Below are 1,211 nucleotides of genomic sequence, written 5' to 3' on the forward strand. Positions count from 1 at the left end.
GAACGATAGCGGTTGCCTATGTATCGCAGGTCAGGCCATATTGGTACGCCCTATCGGAGCAATAGCCGATGAGTGTTGGATCGGATGCGGAACATTGAGGCAAGGTGAGATCAGGATCACCCTGTTCCCTCGACCGACTGGAGTTCATACATGCAGCGCACCGTGTTCAACGAGGATCACGAGGCATTCCGGGCTACCGTCCGCGATTTCATCGCGAAGGAAGTAACCCCGGTCCACGAGAAGTGGGAAGAGGACGGTCACCCGCCCCGTGACTTCTACCGACGACTCGGAGAGCTGGGCGTACTCGGAATTCAGGTGCCGGAGGAATACGGCGGAGGCGGCGAGAAGTCGCTCAAGTTCAACGTCGTCGTCGCCGAGGAAGTTGCTGCCGCCGGGGCGTCGTTCGGCTCGCAGTCGGTGCATACGAACCTGATCCTGCCCTACCTGCTCGAGTACGCGAACGAAGAACAGAAGAGCCGCTGGTTGCCGGGCTTCGCTTCCGGAGATCTGATGTTCGCGATCGCGATGACCGAACCGGGAACAGGGTCGGATCTGGCGAACATCGCGACCACGGCCAAGCTGTCGGAGGACGGTACGCACTACGTGGTCAATGGTTCCAAGACGTTCATCACCGGTGGAGTACTTGCCGACCGCGTCCTGGTGGTGTGCCGCACCGCGCCCAGCACAGCGGAGAACCGGCGCACGGGGTTGTCGATTCTGGTGGTCGACACGTCGTCGCCCGGATACTCGGTGGGGCGCAAGATCAACAAGATCGGGCTCAAGACCTCCGACACCGCGGAGCTTTCGTTTGTCGATGTACAGGTACCCGTCGAGGACAGGCTCGGAGAAGAAGGCGACGGATTCAGCTACCTGACCCACAACCTGGCTCAGGAGCGCCTGACTATCGCATTCGGAGCGGCCGCCACTGCCAGTGCAGCGCTTCGCTTTGCCATCGACTACGTCAAGGACCGCAAGGTGTTCGGCAAGCCGGTTGCGGCATTCCAGAACACCAAATTCGTTCTGGCCGAATGTGCTACCGAGGTCGATGCCATCCAGTTGGTGTCCGACAACGCACTCGAATGTCATGACCGTGGCACGCTGACGATTCCCGATGCAGCGAAGGCGAAACTGTTCTGCACCGAGGCGGCAGGTCGAGTGATCGACAAGTGCCTCCAACTCCACGGCGGATACGGGTACATCACGGAGTATCC

At 60.3% G+C, this 1,211-nt stretch carries 1 protein-coding gene; it reads left to right on the forward strand.

The window, feature by feature from the left end; genetic code table 11:
• Nucleotides 1-150: 150 nt before the first annotated feature.
• On the forward strand, nt 151-1,211 hold a 1,061-nt coding region (locus tag ABT116_RS48095), incomplete at its 3' end, for an acyl-CoA dehydrogenase family protein (protein ID WP_351647816.1).

This window comes from Streptomyces sp. NPDC002130, from assembly GCF_040296465.1.
Taxonomy (GTDB): Bacteria; Actinomycetota; Actinomycetes; order Streptomycetales; family Streptomycetaceae; genus Streptomyces.